The organism is Desulfobotulus sapovorans DSM 2055, assembly GCF_059569355.1.
In genome coordinates, this window is record NZ_JCANVJ010000020.1 from 1 (window position 1) to 19299 (window position 19299).

Consider the following 19299-nt stretch of genomic DNA (forward strand, 5'->3'; position numbering starts at 1 on the left):
AGAAAAATCACTCATATAAAATAAGTAGTGACCATGATTTGTGCTAAACCCTTGCCAGGCGGGTGTTTTTCAAAAAAAATGACAAAGTTGGGTTATGGAGCATCTACCGGGCGGCTACGCGCAAGGAGCCAGAAAAACTCCCAGCCATAACCGAAATTGAAGGGTTAGCCATTATGGTGGACTAAAACCTGATGGTGCAGGTTCTGACAAAAGAGCCTGTACCTTTTTTCCACCTATTTTTCTGCATTCATCCTTAAGCACCGTTACCCTGAACCGGGATAGGTGACTATGACGCTTCACCGTAGCCAAATCATCCAGGCAGTACCACTACCGTATTCATGGTCTGGAACACCAAATACCCAGGCTATTTTTTTTGGTGTTCTTTTGGTGTTCCAAATTTCAGACAACAAAAAAGGCTTACAGCTTTTTGCTGTAAACCCTTGATTTTATGGCGCGCCCGGCACGATTCGAACGTGCGACCTACGGATTCGTAGTCCGGTACTCTATCCAGCTGAGCTACGGGCGCTCAAAACTGAAAGGGTATATAGAGTAAGCATTCCAACTTGTCAAATGAAAAATCTCCGTATACAAGCTTTTTATGGAAGATGAAGACTACATGCGGCTCGCTCTGGATGCTGCGGAAAAGGCTGGACAAATGGATGAAGTTCCGATAGGTGCAGTGATTGTTCAAAAATCCGGTGTGGTTCTGGCCACGGCCTGGAATCGAACCATCAGCAACTGCGATCCCACGGCCCACGCTGAAATTCTTGCCCTCCGGAAGGCAGCGGAGCTTATGAACAATTACAGACTGCCGGGTACAACCTTATATGTGACCATGGAACCCTGTATCATGTGCATGGGAGCCATGATTCATGCACGCATCGCCCGTCTGGTATATGGGGTGAGGGACATGAAATGGGGCGGGGCGGGTTCCCTGTATGACCTGTCTTCTGATCGGCGTTTAAATCACAGCATCGCAGTACAGGCAGGCGTTCTCGAAACCCCCTGCCGGGAAAAAATACAGACTTTTTTTCGTGAAAAACGGAAACTGACAAAGGAAGCCAAAAAAACAGCAGACGTAACCCTGCTGAGCCATTGAAACCATACAAGGTTATACGGAACAGGACTGTGACCTGAAAGGCCTGCTCTTCAGGACAGGGTTCCAAAGCGTCCAGCCAAACCGTATACAAACCCTCTTCGACCGGAGCCGCTTCACCGGCGTTCCGGTTTTTTTCTGGACTTCATTCAGAAAAACAAGGAGTCAGACGTGGGCAATATCGTGATCGTGGGAACCCAGTGGGGAGACGAAGGCAAGGGTAAAATTGTAGACCTTCTCTCCGAACATGCAGACAGCGTGGTACGTTTTCAGGGCGGCAACAATGCCGGACATACCATGGTCGTGGCCGGAGAAAAGTTTGTCAGCCATCTGGTACCCTCCGGCATCCTGCAGGGAAAGACCTGCTATATCGGCAATGGCGTTGTGGTAGATCCCGCCGTGCTGCTGGAAGAAATTGACTATCTTGCAGGCAAGGGAGTGGATATCGGCCCCCACAATCTGCGGATCAGTGAAAAGGCCCATGTTATTTTTCCCTATCACAAAGCCCTTGACCATGCCCGGGAATCCAGTGACGGTAAAAAGAAAATTGGTACCACAGGCCGGGGGATCGGCCCCTGCTACGAAGACAAGGCCTCCCGCCGGGGCATCCGCTTTGTGGAACTGATGGATCCGGAAGTCTTTGCAGAACGCCTTGCGATGAACATTCTGGAAAAAAACCACATGCTCACCTCTTTTTTCCAAACGGAAGGCATCCTCTACGATGCCGTGCACACTGAATATACAGGGTATGCCCAGCGCCTCGCCCCTTACATTTCCAATGCCTCCCTGGAAATCGAAACGACCATGTCCCAGGGACGTTCCGTTCTCTTTGAGGGAGCCCAGGGAACCCACCTGGACATCGATCACGGTACCTACCCCTTTGTCACCTCCTCCAATACAGTCTCCGGCAATGCCTGTGCCGGATCCGGAATCGGGCCGGGCCGTATCACCGATGTTCTGGGAATTGTCAAAGCCTATACCACCCGTGTGGGAGCTGGCCCTTTCCCCACAGAACTCCTTGATGAAACCGGAGATTTTATTCAGGAAAAAGGAGCTGAATTCGGTGCGACCACGGGCAGAAGACGGCGCTGCGGATGGCTGGACATGGTAATCCTGAACAATGCCGTACGCCTGAATGGTCTTACCGGTCTGGTTATCACCAAACTGGACGTTCTGGGAGGCCTGCCAGAATTGAAAATCTGTATCGGCTATTCCCTGGACGGTGACACCATTCCCTATGTTCCCGCCGCACTCAAGGCCCTGGATCGCTGCATACCCGTCTATGAAACCCTCCCCGGCTGGCAGGAAGATATCTCCGGTATTCTGCGCTACGAGGAGCTTCCGGAAACTGCAAGAAAATACCTGGAACGCATTGAAACCTTAAGCGGGGTTCCCATCAGCATGGTCTCCGTAGGCCCGGGGCGTGAAGCCACCATCCTGCGACGCCCCCTTTTCTGACAACCGGGGCTTTTTCCCTGACATCCGATCCAGCTCTTTTCGTTTTCACAACCACAACCCAAAAGGTGGGACACAGGCAAAACGCCCTGTCCCACCTCCCCTCTTGCCCCCCTGTACACTCATGATGCGGAGACGCCCCCCACCCACATCCGATGCAGGACTTCGGGACACTGCCATCCCCCTTGTACCGACAGCACCCAGGTCTCCCTCTGTCCTTATATAAAAGGAACAGGCAGGGTGAAAAAAAATCAGGGGCTTCCTTTAACAGGAAAACCCCCGTTTTTTTCACATCCTCACGCTACTCTACAATCAGACCTTCTTCGAGGCCCCCTCAAGAAAATCCGGCTGGTTCCAGGCAGGTGTCGGATAGCCATAAAAGCCTTTTCCCGTCTTAACACCCAGATTCCCCGCATCCACAAAACGGCGCAGATAGGCCGCATTGGCCTGGGCCTGGGGTGCCTTTGTCACATTGGCCCAGTAATCCGTGATCTTCCATACGGTTTCCAGCCCCACCTGATCCATCATGCCAAAGGGACCAATGGGCATCATCATGACCCCCATCCAGGAGCGATCCACATCCTCAGGGCTGGCCACATCCCGCGCCGCAAGAGTGAGGGCGGAACCGAGAAGGGACATGAACATGGAGTTGAACACATAGCCGGGATTTTCCTTTTTCATCTCAATGGGAATCATACGGATGGCACGTACGAACCCCTGAATAGCGGCAAGCGTTTCCTCTGAGGTTCCCGGATGGGGCATGATATCCACAATACGATCCACCTCAGGATTGTGGAAATGCAAAGCGGCAAAACGATCCGGCCTGCCCGTGGCTTCGGCAAACATGGAGGGCATAAGAGAGGAGGTATTGGTGGTGAAAATGGCATATTCCGGACAAAGACCATTCAGCGTACCAAAAACCCGGCCCTTCAGGGCCGGATCTTCGGGAATGGACTCACTGACAAAATCAACATCCTTTGCAGCCTCCGCCATATCCGTAAAATAGGTGATGCGATCCAGAACCAAAGCCTCCTCCGGAGCCGTGATCACGCCTCTGGAAACGGCCCTGCGAACGATGCGCTCCATGCCTTTTCGGGCATCCTCCAGAATGGCCTCTGAAATGTCATAAATCCGGGTTTCAAAGCCCGCAACCGCCGTCAGCAGTGCGATCTTCCGACCCATGGTGCCGCTCCCAAGAACAAGTACCCTGCGAATCTCCTGCATAATGCCTCCTGTGATGTGGGTGCTCCTCTGATAAATTTTGCTGTATAATCAAAAGGTAAGAGGGCCAAAACTGCTGCCCCCCTTCTTTTTTAAAACCCCGTGCATTCACTGCCACATCGGCCCAAAGACAGCTCTTCTGCAAGAGATAAAAACCGCTGGCCCATGTCCTCTGCCTTTTTCCAGCCCTGACACCCCAGTTTTCAGGACAGGGGAACCAGAAGATCCCGGATGCCATCTCCCTCCACAGCCTCGAGAAAAGCGTCTCCCAGACGACGGCTTTCCGCCACGGCCCGTTTCCAGAAACGCAGCCTTCCGGCATCGTCTCCTTCAAAAAGCTTGAAGTCCTTGCGGTCAGGGATCCGGCCATAGGGCAGGCTGGCCACAAATTCCGGAGAAGGGGCCAGAAGGAGCACATCCGCCAGATCCATGGCCGATGCCCTGCGCTTCGGTTTTTTCTTGTCAAACCATCCGGGCGTCACCTCAGGATAAAAGTGGGGATACAGAACCACTCCCTGATCCAGATTTTCCGGTGGGAGGGGATGGTAATCCACAAGTCCGCCATCCCGGTAAATACCGGAACCCGCTCCCGGTATTGCGGAAATACCGCTCATGAGAAAGGGGATGGAACCTGTCGCCAGAAGGGCCGTACGCAGATTCTCCGGGGTAAAGGCCACGGATTCTGAACCAAATCCGGCCTTTTCCACCAGGGAACGTTCTCTGGCATCATGAAAAACAACCCTCTCAAAACGCCGGATATAAGGATCACGTCCCCGCAGATTCACGGCATAGGCCATACCAAGCCCCCAGGCCAGGGCCAGGGGATTTTCCGAGGCCAATCCTCCCTGACAACGAATCACGGAAAGGTGCAGACGGAAAAGGGGGTGGGAGAGAATTTCCTCCGCAGCCGTTCCGGAAAGGAAGGCATCCACGATACGCAAGGCCTCCCTGTCCACATCTCTGCGGCGTACGGGCTTGCTGTAAAACTGGTGGATGTAGGCATCCGCCAGAAAATCAAAGGCGGCCTGGGCATCCCGTCGTGCCGCAGCGGCCAGTTTCCAGGCTCCGATGCTGGTGCCGAACAGGACAAGGGGAGAAGACCGTCGTGCCAGAAAGGTACCAAACACCGCCGCATCCAGACCATGGATTCCCAGCCATTTGGCCGCACCCGAAGCCCCCAGCACCAGCCGTACATCTTCAGGCCGAAGACCCTGTTCCCGAATACGTGCATAGGCCCTGGGGCCTGCCAAAAAAAGAAGGGGTTGTTTCATACCCGCCTCCAGAGCATCTCGTTTTGAAATTCCACTATGAAAACCGGAATGGCAAGGCGGAACCGGATGGATCCGCCCTCATAAAAAAAACACACGGGCAGGCCATGGACAGTGTCCTGAAGAGAAGAAAACTTAAAGGACAGGGGCTGTTTAAGGGATCTCCGTTCCAGCACTGGCAACCCCTCCTTCGTACAGGGCAAAGGTTTCCGGAGTGGCTCCCAGGATGGCCAGTGCTGCCCGGATCATGGCCCGCCTGTGTGCTTCCTCCCCATCATCAAAATGATGGCGGAAATAATGGGAGCCTTCACTCAAGGACAAAAGCGCGGACACGGCAGCTGGGATGTCCGGAGTATGGAGCACACCGGACGCCGCAGCCGCAGCCACCTCCCGCTCCAGAAACCGCCGGTAACGCTGGTACAGGTGGTGTACCTGCGCGGCCACCCCTTCGTTGCGCTGACCAATGGCCAGAAAGGAATAGACCACCGAAAGATCCACAGCCTCATACCAGGCAGGTCCCCAGATGGTAGAGAGAATACACAGAAGGCGTGAACCCGCCGCCCCCTCTCTGGGAAGACTGCCGATGAGCCTCCTGTAGACCTCCAGCACCCGATCCACCAAATCCATAAGCATCTGCTCTTTGGTGCCAAAATAATGAATCACCAGGCTGGGATGAATACCCGCCCGCACTGCCACCTGGGCAAGGGAGGCCTTTTCAATGCCTTCCTCCCGGATGGCCTCATAAAAGGCATCCAGAATTGCCGGTTTTCGTTCCTGGGCATTCTGTCGTTTACGCAAGTCTGCCACCTCCTTTTAATTGAATGAATGTTTAATAAAAATTCCTCCGCTCCGCAAGAAAAAAAATATGGCTCTGACGATAAAAGGAAACACCCTGCATGAGGGGTGTTTCCCTTTGTATCCGGATCCGCATCCGGATTCCAGAAAAACCGGATACGGATCCATCCTTGATCCATGTCTGCAAAACTTTCTGGCCGGAACTCGCAGAACCGTTCAGCGGATATCCCGGAAGTACTCCTGAGTATACCGTACCACCACAGGTGTCAGAATGAGAAGGGCAATCAGGTTGGGGAAAGCCATCAGACCATTGAAGACATCGGCAAGCCCCCAGACCAGTTCCAGTTTAAGCATGGCACCAACAGCCACAAACACCACGTACAAAATACGGTAGGGCAGAACAGCCTTGATTCCCAAAAGGTATTCTATGGATTTTTCTCCGTAATAGCACCAGCCCAGCATGGTGGAATAGGCAAAGAGAATAAGACCGATGGTGACAACATAGGAACCCATACCGGGAAGGGCCTGTTCAAAGGCCACTGTGGTAAGGCTGGCACCGGTGGCTCCGGAAGACCAGGCTCCTGTCAGAATCAATACCAGGCCAGTCATGGTGCAGACCACCAGAGTATCAATAAAGGTCTGGGTCATGGAGACCAGAGCCTGGGTCACAGGATGGGCCGTCTGGGCGGCGGCGGCAGCAATGGGAGCACTACCGAGGCCGGATTCATTGGAAAAGACCCCCCGTGCCACCCCCATGCGAATGGTCAGCATGAGAACGGATCCGGCAAATCCTCCTGTGGCGGCTGTGGGAGAAAAGGCATGGGTAAAAATGAGGCCAAAGGCGGCGGGGATTTCCCTGACAAAAAGCAGCAGCACGGCAAGGGAAGCCAGGATATAAAAAACGATCATGACAGGTACCAGGATACTGGTCACCTTACCAATGGTTCGAATCCCCCCCAAAACTACCGTACCCACCAGCACCATCAGAATGAGACCCGTTGCCCAGACCGGAACACCGAAGGTGGACTGTACCGCATCGGCCACAGAGTTGGACTGTACCATGTTGCCGATACCAAAAGCCGCCACACTGGCAAAAAACGCAAAAAGCACGGCCATCCATTTCCAGCCCACACCTTTGGCAATATAGTACATGGGACCGCCGAGCATCTCCCCCTTTTCATCCTTTTCCCGGTAGGCCACAGCCAGAACGGCCTCTGCGTATTTTGTGGCCATACCGAGAATCCCCGTGACCCACATCCAGAAAAGGGCGCCTGGCCCGCCAATGGCAATGGCTGTGGCCACTCCGGCAATGTTACCCGTTCCCACAGTGGCGGAAAGCGCCGTCATCAAGGCCTGGAAGTGGGATATATCCCCTTCTTCATCACCGTCCTCCTTGCGTTTCACCAGAGCCAGGTACAATGAATGCGCCAGGGCCGAAACCTGAATCCCCCGCAATGCCCAGGTCAGCCAGACCCCGGTTCCCACAAGAAGCACCAGGAGGGGTGCTCCCCATACATAGCCTCCCGCCGTATTCACCCATTGTTCCAGATTAGTCAGTATTCCCGTATCCATTTCTAAAGATCCTCCACGACTGTGTTATGGGATTTTAATTTGAAAATGCGCCCAGCTGAATCCCCCCTGGCAAGCCCCAGCAGGCTGAAATGCTCCTGAATACAGGCACGCCGGAATGGTATGGAGCCTCTTCCGTGTCATGACCATTTAAGACATGCCCTGCTTGTCGGCATGTAGCATTCTCTGCATTCTCATCCATACGATGAGTGGGCTATAGGGCAGTTTTTTTTCGTATGCAAGTTTTTTTTATCACAACATTCCTGCGAATACCTGATTTTACTATACAAAAATAACTACCCCACCACAGATTCCGAAAAAACACCTCTCCATTGGCCTCCCCAAAGCTTGACAATTTAAATATATAAAGATATCTAGATATAAAAATTTAAACACATTTATTTAAGGAGAAAACATGCTCGCCACCACCCTCATCGGCTACCCTCGTATTGGCCGGAACCGCGAACTCAAAAAAGCCACAGAAGCCTATTTTCAAGGAAAAGTCCCCCCCGACATCCTTCAGACAGAAGGACTTCGCCTGCGTACCCTGCACTGGGAAAGCCAGCAGACCACAGGCATTCAGACCCTGGTATCCAACGATTTTTCCTTCTGCGATACCCTTCTGGACACAGCCCTCCTCTTCGGACTGATTCCGAAACGTTTTCGGGGACTTCCCCAGGATCCCCTTATCCAGACCTTTGCCATGGCCAGGGGGTATCAGAAAGAAGGATACGCAGCCAAGGCCCTGGCCATGAAAAAATGGTTTACCACCAACTATCATTATATGAGACCGGAAGTGGATGGATCCGGTTCCATCGGTCTTATGGGCCACAAACCCATCACCGAATTCCGGGAAGCCCTGGCGCTGGGCATTAAAACCCGGCCCATGCTTCCTGGTCCCTATACCCTCCTCCAGCTTTCGGATTTCACGGGAGACCTCAGCATTGAAAACGCGGCAACAGCACTTATCCCAGCCTACCGCACCCTGATGGATGCCCTGGCAGCAGCAGGGGCAGACTGGATCCAGCTGGATGAACCCTGCCTCGCCATGGACATGACAAAGGGGGAGCAGGAATGCTTTCAAAGCCTCTACCAGGAGCTGACCCGTAAAACACCTTCACTCAGGATACAGATTCAGACCTTTTTTGGAGACATCCGTGATGCCTACCCCCTGCTGTGCAGCCTGCCCGTCCAGGCCATAGGTCTTGACTTTGTAGACGGTGCCGCCAACCTTGATATTCTTGAAAGCCAGGGATTTCCCGAAGAACCCCTCCTTGTGGCAGGCATTGTGAGCGGACGAAATATCTGGCGTAACAACTATGCCTCTACCCTGAAGCTGCTGCGACGCATCGAAAAAAGCGTTCCAGCATCACGTCTCTGCCTTTCCCCATCCTCATCCCTGCTCCACGTTCCCTATTCCCTGGATAGGGAAAGCCACCTGCCACCGGAAGAAAGGGGGATGCTGGCCTTTGCCATGGAAAAAATGGAAGAGCTGACAGAGCTTGCTCTCCTCTTTAATCAGGAAAAAGCGGAAACCCATCCCCTCTTCCTCCGAAACCGGGAAAGATTTCTCACCGGAGAAGGTATCCGGGGTCGCCTGCGGCCCGAAATCCGAAAAAAAACCAAACTATTTAAAGAGTTAACAGTCAAACGCCATCCCGAAGCCTCCGTTCGCAAGACCTGCCAGCAAAGAAGTCTCCAACTGCCGGACTTTCCCACAACCACCATCGGTTCCTTTCCCCAGACCCCCCAAATCCGGAACACACGCAAAGCCTTCCGGGAAGGCAGACTGGACAGCCACAGCTACACCGCCTTTATCCAGGAAAAAATCCGGGAAACCATCACCCTGCAGGAGTCGCTCGGGCTGGATGTGCTGGCGCATGGGGAATTTGAACGCAACGATATGGTGGAATATTTCGGAGAACAGCTGGAAGGATTCCGTTTCACGCGCCAGGGATGGGTACAGTCCTATGGCACCCGCTGCGTCAAGCCCCCCATCCTCATGGGAGATGTCTGCCGCCCGAGGGCAATGACCACAGAACTCTGGACGTATGCCCAGTCCCTGACCTCGAGGCCCGTGAAGGGGATGCTCACCGGCCCCGTCACCCTCCTGAACTGGTCTTTTGTACGGGAAGATATCGACATGAGAGAATGCCTCATACAGACCGCCCTGGCCATACGGGAGGAAGTACTGGATCTCGAAACCGCAGGCTGCACCGTCATCCAGATCGATGAAGCTGCCTTACGGGAAAAGCTGCCCCTGAGAAAAGAACACTGGCAGGACTACCTGAACCGGGCAGTTCAGGCCTTTCACCTGGCCCACGACGGCGTACGGCCGGAAACCCAGATTCACACCCACATGTGCTACAGTGAATTTGGGGATATCCTCGAAGCCATTGAAGCCCTGGATGCGGATGTCCTCACCATAGAGGCCTCCCGCAGCGCCCTTTCCCTGGCCAGGCAGATACGGGAAAAACCCTATCCCCGGGATATGGGGCCTGGTGTCTATGACATTCATTCCCCCAATATTCCTGAAGCGGAAGAAATTCTGAAGACCCTGAAAATACTCCTGACCTGCATTCCAAAGCATAAGCTCTGGGTCAATCCGGACTGCGGACTTAAAACCCGATCCCCTGAGGAAGCAGAGAAGGCACTGGCTGCCATGATGGAAGCCACCCGTATCCTCCGGGAGGAAATGGGATGACCCTCAGGATCTTCCCTCTTCAACGGCACATCGTTATTTTTTACTTGCCAGATCCGTCAGCATACTCTATATATCCCGATGCCGTTTTGATGGATGGGCCTTACTGAAAAACACGAAAAGAATTTTTCCTGAAGGTCGGGGATGGCACCCCTCCCATAACCACGTGTGTGGTGCGGGTCATCCCCTTCACCTGCCGGTTCCGGATTTCTCCAGACCGGATGCGTGTTTGCCACGCACTTTTTTTATGACCTTCCCTTCAGGAATCTTCATGACTTTTTCTCAATTTGATCTGCACCCCGCCGTACTCGAAGCCCTTGACAGCCAGAACTTCACCACACCAAGCCCCATTCAGAATGCCGCCATTCCCCTGCTGCTGGCCAAAGCCGATCAGGATGCCCTGCTGCTGGCCGCCACAGGAACAGGAAAAACCGCTGCCTACGGTCTTCCCCTCATCCATCATATCCAAAAAGATGGAAAAAATGGCTGCCTCCAGGCCCTGGTCATTGTGCCCACACGGGAACTCTGTATCCAGGTGGGGGATGCCCTGACCGCCTTTACATCCCGGATGCCCGGTTTCCAGGTCTGTATCGCCTATGGCGGTTCCAGTATTGCCCTTCAGGCCCGTGCTCTTTCCAAAAAACCCGCCATTCTGGTGGCCACTCCCGGACGCCTCATCGACCTTATTTCCCGGGGAGATGCCAATATTTCCACGATCCAGCGCCTGGTTCTGGACGAGGGGGATGAGCTTCTGACACCTGGTTTCCTGGAAGATATTCAGAAAATACGAGGGTTTCTGCCCCAGACCCATACCACATGGATGGTTTCCGCCACCCTGCCGGATACCATCAAGGGAGAAGTTTTTTCTCTTCTGAAAAATCCTGCGGTGGTCAGGCCGGAAGACTGCCCCGAAGCCCCCGAACGTCTGGAGCATATCTGTCACTGTATGCGGGAACGGCACCGCTTTCCAGCCCTGATCCGTGTACTTCAGGCCAATCCTGGCGCACGTTCCCTGATTTTCTGCCGTACCCGCAAGGAATCCCAGGAACTGACGGAACGTCTCACCGCCGCAGGTTTCCCTGCGGAAGCCCTGCACGGCGATCTGTCCCAGGCCCAGAGAGAAACTACCGTCAACCGATTCCGCCAGGGCCGTTTTCTGCTGCTTGTGGCCACCAACGTGGCTGCCAGAGGGATTGACCTTCCCGGGCTTCCTCTTGTGATTCACTACCGCCTGCCCGAGGTTTCAGAAACCTATACCCACAGATCCGGCCGTACGGCACGGGCCGGGCACAGCGGCATAGCCGTGGCCCTGATCTCTCCTGAAGAGAGGGGACGCATGGCAGGGATTGCCAGAAGAACAGGACTGGCCTTTCTCCCCACTCCCCTGCCTGGCATCCCTGAAATCCGGGAACGCCAGCTGGCTCATATTGCCGCCAACATCATGGAAAATCTTCCTGCGGACATGGATCAGAGCATCCTTGCGGAAGCCGAAAAACACATGGCATCCTGCTCACGGGAAGATCTTATCCGCGCCCTTCTTGCCGTGCATGCGCCCTCCCTTGCCAGCAGCAACAGCATTCTGGATCAGGAAAAACTGGATGCCCCCATGACACCGGCACGGCCTTTCCAGAAAGGGGCCAGCTCTCCCGCAGGGAGAAATACTCTCTGTCGCTGCTTTGTCAATGCCGGTACCCTGGATGGCCTCACTCCTGCTTCCATGGGCCGCTTCATCGCCAAAACCGCAGGGATTCAGGCTACACGCATCCGTAAAATTGATATGCGCCGGGAATTTTCCTTTGTGGATGTGGATCCGGATACAGCCACCATCCTGAAAAATACGGTTCGGGACATTGCCTTTGGAGGGCGCAGCGTCTCCATTAAGGCCCTGGCACCCCGCAAGCCCAGCCGGGCAGGAAAACACAGCGCCTGATCTTCTCAGCCCTCCCCTTGTCCGCAGGTCTCGGTAAACCAAGACCTGCGGTGTAACAAACTGCTGCCACTGGCAGTCTGGGATGCTGAACCTTAAAAATATGTCGGGCCACCGCAGCAGTCCATGCGGTGGCCCTTTCACCTATAAGCCTTCGACCGCAAGGAGGTAGCATGTCCAAACCAAAATCCAAACCCTCTGAGCTGACCCTGCGCAAGGAAGCCCTGAACAGCCTTCCCCCCAGCGTTCGCAACAGTCTTACACCGGAAGAAACGGAAATTTTCCTCTACAAAAAAAACTGGCCGGAAAGTCTCTGCGAAAAACTCTCGGACTTTCTCTTTCCTCTGGATGCCGATACGCCCTGCCCTGAAGAATAAAAAGGTTCAGGACGCTCCGCTCTCCTTTCCGAGACTGCGGTAGTCCTTGAATTTTGCCAGCACTTCCGCCATGGCGTCTTCACCGAGAATCACCGGATCACCAACCGCCCTGGCCCGAAGATACACACCCGCCACAAACTCAATTTCCTCGGCCACCGCAAAAGCATCCCCAAGGCTTGCCCCCACACTGACCAGCCCATGATTGGCCAGGAGCAGGGCATGCCCATCCCCCATCCCCTTTGCCACATGGCCTGCCAGCTCCGCCGTGCCAAAGGTGGCATAAGGAGCAAGGGGAATTTCTGTTCTGCCTGCATATCCCACCAGATAATGTACCGCAGGCAGAGACCAGCCCAGACAGGCCAGGGTGGTGGCCCATGGGGAATGGGTATGCACCACGGCCTCGATATCCGGTCTGGCTGCGTAGAGAGCCAGATGAAACCCCAGTTCACTGGAAGGCCTGCGTTTTCCCGAAAGCCGCTCTCCTGCTAAATCCACAAGAACAAGATCCTCTGGCCCCATATCCCCATAGTCCATGGCAGAAGGCGTAATCCAAATCCCCTCCTTTCCCCTCAGGCTGAGATTGCCGCCGGAACCTGTTGTCAGGCCCGATGCCTGCATTTTCCTGCCATAGTGCAGCATCAATTGAAGATCTTCTTCCATCCCACCCTCCATTTTGCAGAAACGGGATTCATAACACTCCCCCAAAAAAACCGGAACCCCCGATAAAAGGAGGCTCCGGCATGTTCACTCTTCAGACTTCAAAAATCTTACAGCTCTTCAAGGGCTTCCGTAAATGCGGGAATAAATTCCAGAATATCGGCTTCGATACCCACATTGGCTACCTGGAAGATAGGGGCATTGGGGTTCTTGTTCACAGCGACCACAAGACCACCCTTGATGCCACCCATGTGCTGGAAGGAACCGGAAATTCCCATGGCAAGGTAAACCTTGGGCTTGACGGACTTACCGGAAGTACCCACCTGACGGGAAGCATCCATCCACTTGGCATCCACGATGGGACGGGAGCAGGAAACTTCCGCATGGGAGCCGATGGCCTTGGCAAGCTCATGGGCAATTTCAATATTGTCCTGATCTTCGATACCACGGCCCACGGATACGAGAACTTCGGCCTTGGTGATATCCACATCACCGGCTTCAGGTTCACGTACTTCAACAAATTTGCGCTTGGCAGCAATATCACCGGCAGCCTTGGCTTCAACGGCACCGCCTGCGGCAGCACCTTCTTCAGCAGCAATGGCACCGGGACGAATGGTGACAACAGCGCCTGCGGACATGTCCACGGTCACATGGGTGGAAACCACACCACCGAATTCCTGACGAACCACCTTCAGGGTATCACCGTCTGCACCTTCAATGGCCACAACGTCGGAAACATAAGCGCCACCGATTTTAACGGCCAGACCAGGTCCCATGTCCATGCCGAAGGTGTTGTTGGCCATAAGAACAACAGCAGCAGCGTCAAGGTTATTGAGAAGGGCCTTGCGTACCACTTCTGCATTGGGATAAGCCAGTTCAGCAGCGTCGATCTTCCATACGGTGGGGAAGAGTTCAGCAGCCTTGGCAGCAGCAGCGTCCACACCGGAACCGGTCACAATGGCGGTTACGGGTGCGGAAGTGAATTTTTTGGCCGCAGCAGCCAGCTCCGCTGCAGAATCATCAAGAACACCGTTCTTGTGAGATACGAATGCGTATACCGTCGCCATTACTTCAGCCCTCCATTCGCCTTCATGATGTCAATAAGTTTTGCAATAATCTCTTCGGTGCTGCCGGTCAGCATTTCAGCACCTTCACCGGTCTCAGGAACAAAGTAGTCCACACGCTTGGTTTTGGCACCGGCTTCGCCCACAGTAGCGGCATCCACGCCCAGACCATCTGCATCAAACTCAGGAATCTCGATACCGGAAACCTGACGGATACCCTTGATTCCCACATAGCGGGGTTCATTGATACCGGTCTGGATGGAAAGCACACAGGGAAGCTCAATTTCATTGATCTCCTGGTTGCCACCTTCGATTTCACGACCAATGGTCAGTTTGCCACTGCCCACTTCCACCATATTTACAAGGGATGCATAGGGCAGATCCAGCATGGCTGCCAGCATACCGCCCACAGCACCCTGACCGGCATCCGCCTGGGCACCGGTGAGGATGAGGTCATACTTGCCTTTTTTTACAGCAGCAGCAAGCAGGGTGGCAATGCCTTTGGCGTCGGAATTTTCAAAGGCTTCGTCATTCAGCAGAATGCCTTTCTGGGCACCCATAGCCATTTCACGGCGAAGAACCTCGTCGGAATCTTCATCCCCTACGGTCACAACCGTTACCGAACCACCTACTTTGTCTACAATCTGAATGGCTTCCTCAACAGCGTAGTTGTCCCACTCGTTGACGGAATAAACCAGATCATCACGCTCGATGTCATTCCCTGCACTGTTGAGTACAATTTCGTTCTCCGCAGTATCGGGAACTCTCTTGACGCATACCAAGATTTCCATGAATTCCTCCCAGTTAAAATAAGGTTTGGCCATGGGAATCCGAAGCTCTTTGGGAACCCCGGATCCTCTGGCCGTATCCGGTTCCGGACTCCCGGAACCAGACGGGGGTTTTTACTTTACCATATGCTTTTCAAGCAGCTCTACCAGATCCAGTGCTTCGATCTTGCCTTCATAACCGGCAACCTTGATGGCATCTTCCATGTTCACAAGGCAGAAGGGACAAGCGGTAACGATTACATTGGCACCGGCCTTGGCAGCCATCTTCACGCGAAGAACGGCCATACGCTCTTCTTCATGGGGCTCATAGAAGAGCATCAGACCACCACCGGAGCAGCAGAAAGAGCGGTCACCACTCTTGAGCATTTCCACGGTGCGGATGCCGGGGATGGCATTCAGAGCCGCACGGGGATCTTCGTAGACACCATTATGACGTCCCAGATAGCAGGGATCATGGTAGGTGAATACGCGGGTAGCGTCTTCCACAGGCTTCAGCTTGATCTTACCCGCCTTGACGGCACGGGTAACAACGGAGCTGATATGCTCCACAGGTATGGGCAGTTTGTAATCGTTCTTCAGGGCATTGAAGGCATGGGGGTCGGCGGTGACAACACGCTTGGCACCAGACTCCTTGATCATGTCAATGTTGTGCCCCTTCAGCTCCTGGTACAGGAACTCCTCACCAAAACGGATGACCTCGTTACCGGAATCCTTCTCGTTCTTCCCAAGGATGCCAAAGTCTTCACCAGCGGCCTTCAGCAGTTTGGCCGTACTCTTGGCAATGTTCACCATGCGGTCATCAAAGGAACTGATGGAATCCACAAAATAAAGCGTATTCGCCTTTTCATCACCGTCCAGAACCTTGACAGGACATTCTTCGGCAATGTCCTTGGTCCAGTCGGCCCGTTTTTTCTCCATCTTGCCCCAGGCATTGCCACGCTTGGAAAGGGCCTGCATGGGCTTCTGGAGGGTCTGGGGTACTTCGCCATCATCCACAAGACCCCTGCGCAGATCCACGATCTTGTCAATGTATTCAATGCCGATGGGACATTCCTGCTCACAGGCACCACAGGTGGTGCAGCTCCAGATTTCATCCTCTTCATAGACATGCCCGACCAGCTTGTCACTCTTCAGGATGGGGCCGGAAAGGGGATAAGTGTTGAAGACAGCCTCACGACCTTTAATGGAGATGAAACGGGGGGACAGGGCACGGCCTACCGTATTGGCAGGGCACTGATCGGAGCAGCGACCGCAGTCCGCACAGGTGTAGAAATCCAGAATGTGCTTCCAGGTGAAGTCTTCCAGCTTCTTTACACCAATGGACTTGAGATTTTCCATTTCCTCTGCGGACAGGCCATACTCAATGGGCTTGATATTACCTCTGCGCACCCGCATGAAAAAGACGTTGAAGAGGGAGGTGATAACGTGGAAGTGCTTGCCAAGGGGGAGGAAGCACAGGAAGAAAAAGAAAGTGAAATCATGGATAAAGTAAGAAGCCACATGGAGGGTCTGCAGCTTGTCAAGAGGCGTTGCCAGCAGGTTGTTCTTCAGCAGCCAGGGCAGGGTACCGGGTGCCAGGAAATGGGCATGGGCACCGGTCTGGATCTGGGCCGCAATGAAGGTCGCCTCAAAAAGCGCCTCGGACACCATGAGGGTCATGATGACACAGAGAACAAATACAGCTTCTGCGGTATGATCCTTACCGAAACGGGCAGGAACCTCATAACGCTCGGGCCGGAAGATACCCCGGCGGATCGCGGCTACAAAACAGGCAATAAAGACCACTGTGGCAGCATAATCTTTGGCCACATTATAGATCATGCCGATAATCTGATCCGCACCGAATCCTGGCAGCGCAAAATCAGGGACAACCCCAATGACCACAAGGCTCATGGAGCGCAGGGCCAGGGTCAGGAAACCGAAAAAAATCAGAATATGCAGCACACCGCCCATCATGTAACGGGGCTGGCGGATCTGGCCCAGCCAGATCAGGGCCACATTCCAGATCCGCTGGGGAATGGCGTCAAAACGCTCATCCTTGCGGGCCCGGGTCAGCGGGGCAATCCGCTTGGCCATGATGTAGGTGAAAAGAGCGATGCCCACTATCGGTATTATAATGGAAAGCAATACCGTAGGGATGCCCATAAACGTGTACTGCGCGGGCGCGATCAATGGTTCCATGGAAACATTCCTTCCCTGACAGAATCTGAAAAGTTGGTTAAAAGGGTTAACAACCAAAAATTACAAGCGGATTTTCCTGCACCGCTGTGTTGCTGGATAGACGGATCGGAACACTCTTAATAAAGAAAAAGCGGTTCCGTCAAGTAAAAAATCCTGAAAAGAATCTCTACCTGCCGCAGGGTTTTGCTAAGTCCCGGTCTTTATTCCGGCTCCGGCACTCCCACCATTCAGGGGAATGAAAAAGCACTCAGCCTTCTGACCCGACTGCGCCGTAACGATATCAAAAAAAATGCCGGGAAACCCCGGCAGATTCCCGGCAGCCTCCATCGGGAGACTGCCGGAAGCATTCTCATATCCCCTATGTATCAGGAGAGGAAGGATTCTTCCTCAATGGCCACAGCGGCATCGGCACCGCGAAGGATGGCATTCATCTTCCCTTCAGTCACGGGCAGCTGGTTGTAGATGAAAAATTCTGCGGACTTGATCACGCCTTTATAGAACGCATCTTCCTTCTTTTTCTGACCCAGCTTGGACTGGGCAATGCTGGCCCGCCACAGGAGCATCCAGGCTGCGGTAAGATCCCCCACCACATCCAGGAAGGGGTGGGCCTGGCTGAAGGCCGTCAGAACCTTTTCACTCATGGCGCTCTTACCCATGAACATGGCCACTTCCCCAAGCTTGTTCAGGGTGGATTCGGTCTGGGCCGCCAGGGGAGCCAGAGCCTCCACACCCTTGGCCAGGGCTACGGTGGCACCGATTTTCTGCAGAAGGGACATGAAGATCTTGCCCTTTTTCATGCCGAGCTTACGGCCAAGAAGATCCATGGCCTGGATGCCGTTGGTACCCTCATAGATCAGGGTGATGCGCACATCCCGGAGAAGCTGGGCCAGGGGATACTCTTCAATGAAACCGTATCCGCCATAAACCTGCATGCCCTGGGAAACCACCTCGAAGCTGCGGTCGGTCACATAGCCCTTTCCGATGGGGGTCAGCACTTCCACCAGGCCTTCGTACAGTTCCTTTTCCTCGGCATCTGTTGCCAGATGGGCCATATCATCACAATAGGCCAGATAGTACAGGATGGAACGCATGGCTTCGGTATAGCTCTTCATCATCATGAGCTGACGGCGAACATCGGGATGCTGAATGATGGGGACACCACCACCCTTGGGATTGGTAAGGGAAGCTCCCTGTACACGCTCCTTCGCGTAGTTCAGGGCATACATGTAAGCTGCGGAACCGCAGGCAAAGCCCTGCATCCCCACCAGCTGACGGGCCTCGTTCATCATGAGGAACATATGGGCCATGCCCTTGTTGGGTTCGCCGATAAGCTCACCGATGCAGTCGTTCTTGCCGCCTAAGGCCAGAGAACAGGTGCAGTTGCCATGGATGCCCATCTTGTGCTCAATCCCCGTGCAGACCACGTCATTGAAGGCACCGAGGCTGCCGTCATCGTTCACGCGGAATTTGGGAACCAGGAAAAGGGAGATGCCCCGGGTACCTGCGGGGGCACCTTCAATGCGGGCCAGAACGGGATGGATGATGTTGTCGGAAAGCTGCTCCTGCTCACCACCAGAGATGAAGATTTTGTTGCCCACGATCTTATAGGTACCGTCTGCCTGGGGATAGGCCACCGTTTCCAGGGCACCAACATCGGAACCGGCACAGGCTTCCGTAAGAAGCATGGTACCGCACCACTCACCGGTGTAGATCTTTTTCAGGAAAAGCTGCTTCTGCTTGTCCGTACCAAAGGTTTCCACAAGTTTACCCGCACCATGGGTGAGGCCGGGATACATCATGAAGGGATAGTTGGCACCATTAAAAAATTCGCTGGCAGCCAGTGCCACGGTCTTGGGCATGCCCTGCCCACCCCATTCAGGGGCTTCGCTCATGGCCGTCCACTCCCCTTTTTTCAAAAGGTCGTAGGCCCGCACAAAGGATTCGGGGATGCGTACCTTGCCGTTTTCAAAGGTACAGCCGATGGTATCCCCGTCTTTCCAGGTAGGAAGCAGTTCCTTGATGGCAAGATTTCTGGCCTCATTGACAATCATATCCACGGTTTTTTTATTGAAATCCGCAAATCTTTCCTGCTCGGAAAATTTTCCCACTTCAAGCTGCTCATGCAGAACAAAATCCACGTCCCGTCTTTCAGAAATTACTTGTGCCATCTTGGGTCTCCTTGCTGGTTGTGTGGTGTGTA

General features: G+C 54.0%; 14 protein-coding genes and 1 tRNA gene. 5 read left to right on the top strand and 10 right to left on the bottom strand.

The genetic code is table 11. From position 1 onward, the window contains the following. Positions 1 to 449: 449 nt before the first annotated feature. Positions 450 to 526, bottom strand: a tRNA-Arg gene (locus BR04_RS12505). A 72-nt stretch (positions 527 to 598) separates the two neighbouring features. Between BR04_RS12505 and tadA the strand changes: the two genes are divergently transcribed. Next, the gene (tadA, locus tag BR04_RS12510) at positions 599 to 1099 is read left to right on the top strand and encodes a tRNA adenosine(34) deaminase TadA (RefSeq protein WP_496356354.1); all 501 of its coding nucleotides are present in this window, start codon (positions 599 to 601) and stop codon (positions 1097 to 1099) included. 168 nt (positions 1100 to 1267) lie between these two features. Continuing rightward, entirely contained in the window at positions 1268 to 2554 is a 1287-nt protein-coding gene (locus BR04_RS12515) for an adenylosuccinate synthase (protein WP_496356355.1), read from the top strand. Between the two features lie 309 nt (positions 2555 to 2863). Here the strand turns inward: BR04_RS12515 and BR04_RS12520 are convergent, their stop codons facing one another. The 4 genes from BR04_RS12520 to BR04_RS12535 form a co-directional block, all read right to left on the bottom strand. After that, on the bottom strand, positions 2864 to 3775 hold the full coding sequence (locus BR04_RS12520) for a 3-hydroxyacyl-CoA dehydrogenase (protein WP_496356356.1): 912 nt from the start codon (positions 3773 to 3775) through the stop codon (positions 2864 to 2866). Between the two features lie 200 nt (positions 3776 to 3975). Next, positions 3976 to 5043, bottom strand: coding sequence for a patatin-like phospholipase family protein (locus BR04_RS12525; RefSeq protein WP_496356357.1), 1068 nt, complete (start codon positions 5041 to 5043; stop codon positions 3976 to 3978). Positions 5044 to 5193: 150 nt separating this feature from the next. Continuing rightward, on the bottom strand, positions 5194 to 5838 hold the full coding sequence (locus BR04_RS12530; protein ID WP_496356358.1) for a TetR/AcrR family transcriptional regulator: 645 nt from the start codon (positions 5836 to 5838) through the stop codon (positions 5194 to 5196). A 213-nt stretch (positions 5839 to 6051) separates the two neighbouring features. Beyond that, positions 6052 to 7407, bottom strand: a complete 1356-nt coding sequence (locus BR04_RS12535; protein ID WP_496356359.1) for an alanine/glycine:cation symporter family protein — start codon at positions 7405 to 7407, stop codon at positions 6052 to 6054. Between the two features lie 412 nt (positions 7408 to 7819). Here BR04_RS12535 and metE point away from each other — a divergent pair, with 412 nt between their 5' ends. The 3 genes from metE to BR04_RS12550 all read left to right on the top strand — a co-directional run bounded on the left by metE (position 7820) and on the right by BR04_RS12550 (position 12409). Further along, a complete protein-coding gene (gene metE, locus BR04_RS12540) occupies positions 7820 to 10108 on the top strand; it encodes a 5-methyltetrahydropteroyltriglutamate--homocysteine S-methyltransferase (protein ID WP_496356360.1) in 2289 nt (762 codons plus the stop codon). A gap of 268 nt (positions 10109 to 10376) precedes the next feature. Next, positions 10377 to 12035, top strand: coding sequence for a DEAD/DEAH box helicase (locus BR04_RS12545; protein WP_496356361.1), 1659 nt, complete (start codon positions 10377 to 10379; stop codon positions 12033 to 12035). A 170-nt stretch (positions 12036 to 12205) separates the two neighbouring features. Beyond that, a complete protein-coding gene (locus tag BR04_RS12550; RefSeq protein ID WP_496356362.1) occupies positions 12206 to 12409 on the top strand; it encodes a hypothetical protein in 204 nt (67 codons plus the stop codon). 6 nt (positions 12410 to 12415) lie between these two features. Here the strand turns inward: BR04_RS12550 and BR04_RS12555 are convergent, their stop codons facing one another. From BR04_RS12555 to BR04_RS12575, 5 genes are all read right to left on the bottom strand, one after another. Then, positions 12416 to 13069, bottom strand: a complete 654-nt coding sequence (locus tag BR04_RS12555) for a class II aldolase/adducin family protein (RefSeq protein ID WP_496356363.1) — start codon at positions 13067 to 13069, stop codon at positions 12416 to 12418. Positions 13070 to 13176: 107 nt separating this feature from the next. Beyond that, on the bottom strand, positions 13177 to 14133 hold the full coding sequence (locus BR04_RS12560) for an electron transfer flavoprotein subunit alpha/FixB family protein (protein ID WP_496356364.1): 957 nt from the start codon (positions 14131 to 14133) through the stop codon (positions 13177 to 13179). Beyond that, the gene (locus BR04_RS12565) at positions 14133 to 14921 is read right to left on the bottom strand and encodes an electron transfer flavoprotein subunit beta/FixA family protein (protein WP_496356365.1); all 789 of its coding nucleotides are present in this window, start codon (positions 14919 to 14921) and stop codon (positions 14133 to 14135) included. Before BR04_RS12565 ends, BR04_RS12560 begins: the two co-directional genes overlap by 1 nt. A 111-nt stretch (positions 14922 to 15032) precedes the next feature. Continuing rightward, entirely contained in the window at positions 15033 to 17099 is a 2067-nt protein-coding gene (locus BR04_RS12570) for a (Fe-S)-binding protein (RefSeq protein WP_496356366.1), read from the bottom strand. A 365-nt stretch (positions 17100 to 17464) separates the two neighbouring features. Continuing rightward, positions 17465 to 19267 carry an acyl-CoA dehydrogenase gene (locus BR04_RS12575; RefSeq protein ID WP_496356367.1) on the bottom strand — a complete coding sequence of 601 codons (1803 nt, stop codon included), beginning with the start codon at positions 19265 to 19267 and terminating at the stop codon, positions 17465 to 17467. Between the last annotated feature and the right edge of the window lie 32 nt (positions 19268 to 19299).